Raw genomic sequence first — 6,876 nt, 5'->3', positions numbered from 1 at the left:
CGCGCGGCCGACGCGGCGGCCGATACGACCGCCTCCCCCGCCAGGACGGCGATGGCCGTCGGCACGCGCGTCTTCCACCAGAAATTCGGATATGGAACGGTATCGTCCGTCGAGGGCAACCGGCTGGAAGTCGCCTTCGACAAGGCCGGACCGAAACGTCTCCTGGACAGTTTTGTCGAGAAAGCACCATGACAAGTCTGACCCGTCGCCACGCGACGGAACTCGAAACCATCGCCGTCACCGTCCCCGCCGATGCCGTCATGGCGTACGAGGAGGCCCTGTCGGTCGTCTGCTCCACCATCGGCATCTTCGAGGTGGACGATACGCAGGTCCTGTGGCGGGTCGAAGGCGTGCGCGACCTCGGTTACGGCGAAGCCGAACTGACCGCCGCCCTGGCCCTCGCCGCCGCCATCAGCGGCCACGCGGCCGAACTGGACCGCACACGGACCGAGGCCGAAGGCTGGCTGGCCCGCACCTACGAATCCTTCCCCGAGCAGGATGTCGGCCAGCGTTTCGTGGTGCGCGGCACCCACCTGGAAGGCCCCACCCAGTCACGGCGCATTGCGATCACGCTCGATGCCGGCATGGCCTTCGGCTCGGGCGAACACGGCTCGACGCGCGGATGCCTGCGCGCCCTCGAACAGGTCGCCCATCGCCGCCCGCGCCGGATTCTGGACATGGGCTGCGGCTCGGGCATCCTGGCCATGGCGGCGGCGGCCCTCCTGCACCGCCCGGTCCTGGCGGTGGATATCGACCCATGGTCGGTGCGCACCACGCAGCAGAACGCGGCGCTGAACGGCCTCTCCTCCCTGGTCGCCGCCCGGCTGGGCAATGGCTGGCGCACGCCGGGCCTCAAGCGCCATGCGCCGTTCGACCTGATCTTCGCCAATATCCTCGCCCGTCCGCTCTGCCTGATGGCCAAGGACCTGGCCGCCCACCTCGCCCCCGGCGGCACCGCCATCCTGGCCGGCCTGCTCAACAGCCAGGCCCGCATGGTGGTGGCCGCCCACCGGCGGCAGGGCCTTGTCCTGGAACGGCACCTGACCGAAGGCGACTGGTCCACGCTCGTCCTGCGCCGCCCCGACGGCGCGACCGGCGCCTGACCGCTCAGGCAACGCAGGCGCGAACCAGCGGACCAGAGCATTTCCACCTGTTTGAATGCATGCATTCAAACAGGATCTGCTCTCAATTGTTTCCAAAGTAAAAGGACAAGGGAAATGCCCGAGATTTCAGCCCGTCTCCCCGCGCTGCGCCGCGTGCTGGAGGACATGGATGTCGACGGCTTCCTCCTGCTGCGCGGCGACGAGCATCTGGGTGAATATGTCGCCCCCTATGCCGAGCGCCTGGCCTGGCTGAGCGGCTTCACCGGCAGCGCCGGCATGGCGGTGGTGCTGCGCGACGGCCCGGCGGCGGTCTTCTCCGACGGGCGCTACATCACGCAGATGGACCAGCAGGTGGACGGCACCGCCTGGTCCCGCCTGCATATGCGCGACACCCCCCCGGCCGAATGGCTGGCGGCACAGGGCGGGCGCGGCCTGCGGATCGGCTACGATCCCCGCCTGGTCGGCGAAGCCGGCCTGCAACCGTTCCTGGCACGCGGGTTGGACATGGTGCCGCTGGCGGCCAACCCGGTGGACCGGATCTGGACCGACCAGCCGGCCGCCCCCGGCACGCCCTGCCTGCCCCATCCCCTCTCCTTCGCGGGCGAGGACAGCGCCGACAAGCGGGCACGCATGGCGGCCGTCCTGCGCGCCGAAGGCCAGGACGCGGCCATCGTGGGCGACCCGACATCCGTCGCGTGGCTGCTGAACATTCGCGGCAACGACGTTCCCTACACACCGGCCTGCCTGACCTTCGCCATCCTGCATGCCGACGCTCAGCTCGACCTGTTCATCGACCCGGCCCGCGTGCCACCCGATACCGCCCACTGGCTGGGCCAACAGGTCCGGATCGTGCCGCCCTCCGGCCTCGACGCGGCGCTGACGGCCCTGGCCGGACGGACGGTCCGGGTCGATCCGGTCGGCACGGCGATCTGGTTCATCCAGACGCTGGAAGCCGCCGGCGCCACCATCGCCCGCGCCACCGACCCGTGCGCCCTGCCGCGCGCATGCAAGAACCCGGTCGAGCAGGAAGGCGCACGCCGCGCCCACCTGATCGACGGCATCGCGCTATGCCGTTTCCTGCACTGGGTGGACACGCAGGGCGTCGGACAGAATGAACTCCAGGCCGCGACCCGGCTGGATGCGTTCCGTGCCCTCTGCCCCGATTATCGCGAGGAAAGCTTCCCCGCCATCTCGGGCGCCGGCCCCAACGGCGCGGTGATCCATTACCGGGTCACCCCGGACTCCGCCCGGACGATCGGCGCCGACGAGGTCTATCTGATCGACAGCGGCGGCCAGTATCCCTTCGGCACCACCGACGTTACCCGCACCCTCTGGACCGGCAAGGGACCAGGGCCCGACAGCGTGCGCGGCCCCTTCACCCGCGTGCTGAAGGGCCATATCGCCCTGGCGCTGGCCCGCTTCCCGGTCGGCACGACGGGTCACGCGCTGGACGCCCTGGCGCGTTACGCGCTGTGGCAGGACGGGCTGGATTACGACCACGGCACTGGCCATGGAATCGGCAGCTATCTTTCGGTGCATGAGGGGCCGTGCTCGATCTCGCCCGTTCACCGGCCGGTGGCGGTCGCGGCGGGCATGATCCTGTCGGACGAGCCCGGCTACTACCGGCCAGGCGCTTTCGGCATCCGGCTGGAAAACCTGCTGCTGGCCCATCCGACCCCCGCCGAGGCCGGACGCAGCTTCCTGGCGTTCGAAACTCTGACCCTCGCCCCCTTCGACCGGCGGCTGATCGACCCGGCATTGCTGACCCGCGAAGAGACGGCATGGCTGGATACGTACCATGCACGGGTTTTTGATCTCATCGCACCGCAACTGGCCGCCGACGCCCGCGCATGGCTCGCAGGGGCCTGTGCCCCGATCGTGGCGGAATAGCGCGAAACCTCGCCGGACAGCGCCAGATAATGTGACCGCGAAAGCCCGCGTGACGGGGATGGGCGCGATTGTCACCCGTCTGCCACGGGCTTAGGACCATACGGGTCCGGCCCGGCTACCCCCGCCTCGCGAACGCACGGTCGGCAGGTCGGGCCAGACAGAGCACAGAGGGAGACGTTCGACAATGTCCGCTGAAAAGACGATTCCGGCTACCCTGATCCCCGGCGATGGGATCGGCCCGGAAATCATGGATGCCGTGACCGAAATCCTGGACGCGGTCGGCGCGCCGTTCGCCTGGGACAAGCAGCTCGCGGGTATGGCGGCGGTTGACGCGACCGGCAATCCGCTGCCCCCCCAGACGATCGACAGCATTCGCCGCACCGGCCTGGCCCTGAAAAGCCCGCTGACGACCCCCGTGGGTGGCGGCTTCAAGTCCATCAACGTGACCCTGCGCCAGGAATTCGGGCTTTATGCCAACCTGCGCCCAACGCGCACGTTCGTCCCCGGCGGCCGTTTCGACAAGATCGACCTGGTCCTGGTGCGCGAGAACCTGGAAGGGTACTACGCGGCGATGGAAAGCTACATCCCGGTGGGCGACGACCCGCACGGGATCGCGACCGGCGCGGGCTACAACTCGCGCGCCGAATGTAACCGCATCGTCCGCTTCGCGTTCGAATATGCCGTCAAGCATGGCCGCAAGAAGGTGACGCTGGTCCACAAGGCCAACATCCTGAAGCTGCTGACCGGCCTGTTCCTGGAAGAAGGCCGCAAGGTCGCCAAGGAATATGAAGGCCGCGTGGAATGCAACGAGCGCATCGTCGATGCGTGCGCCATGCAGCTGGTCATCGACCCCTGGCAGTATGACGTCATCGTCACCACCAACCTGTTCGGCGACATCCTGTCCGACCTCACGGCCGGCCTGGTCGGCGGCCTGGGCATGGCCCCCGGCGCGAATATCGGCGAGAAGGCCGCGGTGTTCGAGGCCGTTCACGGCTCCGCGCCCGACATCGCCGGCAAGGACCTCGCCAACCCGCTGGCCCTACTGCTGGCGGCGAACATGATGCTGGAGCATGTCGGCCGCGACGACCTGTCCACCCGCATCGAAAGCGGCATCCGCTCCGTGATCACCAAGCCCGAACTGCTGACCCGCGACCTGGGCGGCAAGTCCGGCACGCGCGAATTCACCGCCGCGCTGAAGCAGCACCTGGTCTGATCCCACCGCCGCCGGTTCTCCAGAACCGGCGGCTTCGTTAGCACAACACCGTCACGCGCATCCGGTTGAATTTACTTCGTAACAAGCTATGGTTCTGTAAATACCGCACGCGACCATGCCACGCTGAATATTTACAAAGCCAGGACCGCAATATGAAGCTCACAAACGGAAGGCGTCTGTTTTGTTTCATTTTCATAATGACAATGCTATCAACCGGCAAACAAAATTCTTTTGCTTCCACGGCACAAGACAATCCACAGATTACAAATATTTTCCAAGCCGATCAGGATGAACGCACAACCCTGCTGCACGGCAAAGCCACAGCGGCCGATTGGGCAAAACTGGCGAAACGGGACGAGGCACGCCGGGCAACATTGAATACGTTGATGAAGCATGGAGCCCTTCATAGCGCGGCCGATTATGCGCACGCGGCCATGGTCTATCAACACGCGGAGACATCTGACGGCTATCTGCTTGCGCATTGCCTGGCGATGACTGCCGTTTCCCTTGGTGACGAAAACGCACGCTGGCTCGAAGCCGCAACCCTCGATCGTTACCTTCAGGAGATAGGTCAACCTCAGATATTCGGAACGCAATTTACAGCCGCACCGGGAAAAGACGTAACCCAGGCACCTTATAACAGGGCGCTCCTGACCGACGAAAACCGGGCAGCGTTCAACGTCCCTTCGCTGGCGGCTCAGGAGCTGAAGAGAAAAACCCTAAAGCCGTTCTAATGTCCGAACCCGGCATCGGCGCGGCGCAAAATGCTTGACCGACCCATGATCCGGGCCACCAGGGCCTGCTTCTTCATGTCCCGGTCGGAACCTCAACTCCCCCTGTAAGTCGAAAACCCGTAGGGCGAGACCAGCAGCGGCACATGGTAATGCCCGCCCGTGCCATCGGCCGCCGGCGCCGCAATCCCGAACGCGATCGGCACCACGTCCAGGAACGGCGGCTCGCTCAGCGCCACGCCCTGCCGGCGGAAATACGCGGCAACCGCGAACTCCAGCCGATAAGCCCCCGGCGGCATCTCCCCCACCCGCGCCAGATCCGGGCACCGTCCGTCTTCGTTCGTCCGGCCGCGAAACAGGCACGCATCACCGGCCCACAGCACGATCTCCATCCCCGCCGCCGGCCGGCCGGATACCAGATCGAGAACATGGCTCGACAAGGTGCTCATGAACGCGGCTCCTCGCGCGCCAGCGCATCGGCCAGCCGCAACCCGGCAATCTTGCCGATCTCGGCAATAGCCGTTTCCAGTTCCTGCTCCGGCGTGTGGACCAGCCGGCGGGTCATTTCCGACAGAATCAGCGCCTTGTCCGAGAGGCGGACACAGATCACGAACGGCATGCCGAACCGCGCGGCATAGCCATCGTTCAGACTGTTGAACCGCGCATATTCCTCCGGCGTCAGCCGATCCAGCCCCGCCGAGGCCTGTTCGGCCTGCGAGGCACGGGTCAGGTCGGGGTCCAGCCCCGCCCGGCGCGCCAGTTCGGGATGGGCGCGCACCAGGGCCAGTTTCTCTTCCGTCGTCGCGCGCGCCAGCACACCATTCATGGCCGCCAGCATCGCGCCGGAATCCCCAAACGGGCGCAGGCCCGCCGCGCGTTCCGCCACCCACGGCGAATGTTCGTACAGCGCGCCGAACCGTTCGACGAACCGCGCCGGCGCCATCTCGTTTACACGCCGCATCACCGAATTCATGCCGGATGAACCTCCAGCCAATGGCGGGCGATATCCAGCCGCGTCGCCACCCAGACCCGCTCATGGGCCAGCACATGGTCCAGGAAACGGGCAACGGCGCGGGCACGCCCAGGGCGGCCGGCAATGCGGCAATGCAGCCCGACGGACATCATCTTGGGCGCCGCCTCCCCTTCCTCGTAAAGGGTATCGAACGTATCGCGCAGATAGCGGAAAAACTGCTCGCCCTCGGTAAAACCGTTCAGCGCCACATAGCGCATGTCGTTCACGTCCAGCGTGTAGGGCACGATCAGTTGCGGCCGCCCATGATGGCAGTCGTAGTAAGGCAGGTCGTCGGCATAGGAATCGGCATCGTAGACGAATCCCCCTTCCTCGACGATCAACCGAGCCGTGTTCGGGCTGGTTCGGCCCTGATACCACCCCAGCGGCCGCGAGCCCGTCAGATGCGTGTGCAGCATGATGCAGTCGCGGATATGCGCACGCTCCCGCGCCTCGGGAATATCCTGGTAATCGATCCAGCGCAGGCCATGGCTGGCGATTTCCCATCCCGCATCCAGCATCGCCTCCACCGCATCCGGGTTGCGGGCCATCGCGGCAGCCACGCCAAACACGGTCACGGGCAACCCGCGCTCCACAAACAGCCGGCGCAACCGCCAGAACCCGGCGCGCGACCCGTATTCGTACAGGCTTTCCATCGCCATCGCCCGCGCGCCCGGCACGGACCGGGCGCCGACCATCTCGGAGAGAAAGGCTTCCGACCCCGCATCGCCATGCAAGACCGAATTTTCCGCCCCTTCCTCGTAATTGATGACGAACTGCACCGCGACCCGCGCCTGTCCCGGCCAACGCGGATCGGGCGGATTGCCGGCATAGCCAACAAGGTCGCGGGGATATGGCGCAGTCATGGTACGGCCTCATAAACGGCGCGGGCCGCCTCGATCGCCGCCCCCGCCGGCGGCACATACCCCT

8 protein-coding genes are annotated in these 6,876 nt (G+C 66.4%); 5 read left to right on the top strand and 3 right to left on the bottom strand.

Features of this window, described 5'->3' with window-relative positions:
- From ABF821_RS19150 to ABF821_RS19130, 5 genes are all read left to right on the top strand, one after another.
- A partial coding sequence (locus ABF821_RS19150; RefSeq protein ID WP_415531234.1) for a hypothetical protein occupies nucleotides 1-192 on the top strand: 192 nt, incomplete at its 5' end.
- On the top strand, nucleotides 189-1,103 hold the full coding sequence (locus ABF821_RS19145) for a 50S ribosomal protein L11 methyltransferase (protein ID WP_415531233.1): 915 nt from the start codon (nucleotides 189-191) through the stop codon (nucleotides 1,101-1,103). The genes ABF821_RS19150 and ABF821_RS19145, both read left to right, overlap by 4 nt.
- 114 nt (nucleotides 1,104-1,217) lie before the next feature.
- The gene (locus ABF821_RS19140; RefSeq protein WP_415531232.1) at nucleotides 1,218-2,993 is read left to right on the top strand and encodes a M24 family metallopeptidase; all 1,776 of its coding nucleotides are present in this window, start codon (nucleotides 1,218-1,220) and stop codon (nucleotides 2,991-2,993) included.
- A 184-nt stretch (nucleotides 2,994-3,177) separates the two neighbouring features.
- Nucleotides 3,178-4,206: an isocitrate/isopropylmalate dehydrogenase family protein gene (locus tag ABF821_RS19135; protein ID WP_182972889.1), complete on the top strand. Its 1,029-nt coding sequence runs from the start codon at nucleotides 3,178-3,180 to the stop codon at nucleotides 4,204-4,206.
- Nucleotides 4,207-4,358: 152 nt separating this feature from the next.
- Entirely contained in the window at nucleotides 4,359-4,940 is a 582-nt protein-coding gene (locus tag ABF821_RS19130; RefSeq protein WP_415531231.1) for a hypothetical protein, read from the top strand.
- Between the two features lie 92 nt (nucleotides 4,941-5,032).
- On the opposite strand, the gene uraH is transcribed toward ABF821_RS19130, so the two are convergent.
- From uraH to puuE, 3 genes are read right to left on the bottom strand one after another with little or no spacing between them, the layout of a single operon-like run.
- Nucleotides 5,033-5,386, bottom strand: a complete 354-nt coding sequence (gene uraH / locus ABF821_RS19125) for a hydroxyisourate hydrolase (RefSeq protein WP_415531230.1) — start codon at nucleotides 5,384-5,386, stop codon at nucleotides 5,033-5,035.
- Nucleotides 5,383-5,898, bottom strand: a complete 516-nt coding sequence (gene uraD / locus ABF821_RS19120; protein ID WP_415531229.1) for a 2-oxo-4-hydroxy-4-carboxy-5-ureidoimidazoline decarboxylase — start codon at nucleotides 5,896-5,898, stop codon at nucleotides 5,383-5,385. Before uraD ends, uraH begins: the two co-directional genes overlap by 4 nt.
- Nucleotides 5,899-5,906: 8 nt before the next feature.
- Entirely contained in the window at nucleotides 5,907-6,812 is a 906-nt protein-coding gene (puuE, locus tag ABF821_RS19115; protein ID WP_415531228.1) for an allantoinase PuuE, read from the bottom strand.
- Nucleotides 6,813-6,876 lie beyond the last annotated feature (64 nt).

This window comes from Gluconacetobacter sp. (assembly GCF_047721585.1).
GTDB lineage: Bacteria > Pseudomonadota > Alphaproteobacteria > Acetobacterales > Acetobacteraceae > Gluconacetobacter > Gluconacetobacter dulcium.
The sequence above is the reverse complement of the archived record's forward strand: the minus strand, read 5'-3'. Positions and strand labels throughout refer to the sequence as shown.

Coding starts and splice junctions, on each gene's coding strand:
- ABF821_RS19135 (WP_182972889.1), top strand. CDS start 3,178: ATGTCCGCTGAAAAGACGATTCCGGCTACCCTGATCCCCGGCGATGGG.
- ABF821_RS19130 (WP_415531231.1), top strand. CDS start 4,359: ATGAAGCTCACAAACGGAAGGCGTCTGTTTTGTTTCATTTTCATAATG.
- ABF821_RS19140 (WP_415531232.1), top strand. CDS start 1,218: ATGCCCGAGATTTCAGCCCGTCTCCCCGCGCTGCGCCGCGTGCTGGAG.
- uraH (WP_415531230.1), bottom strand. CDS start 5,386: ATGAGCACCTTGTCGAGCCATGTTCTCGATCTGGTATCCGGCCGGCCG.
- puuE (WP_415531228.1), bottom strand. CDS start 6,812: ATGACTGCGCCATATCCCCGCGACCTTGTTGGCTATGCCGGCAATCCG.
- uraD (WP_415531229.1), bottom strand. CDS start 5,898: ATGCGGCGTGTAAACGAGATGGCGCCGGCGCGGTTCGTCGAACGGTTC.
- ABF821_RS19145 (WP_415531233.1), top strand. CDS start 189: ATGACAAGTCTGACCCGTCGCCACGCGACGGAACTCGAAACCATCGCC.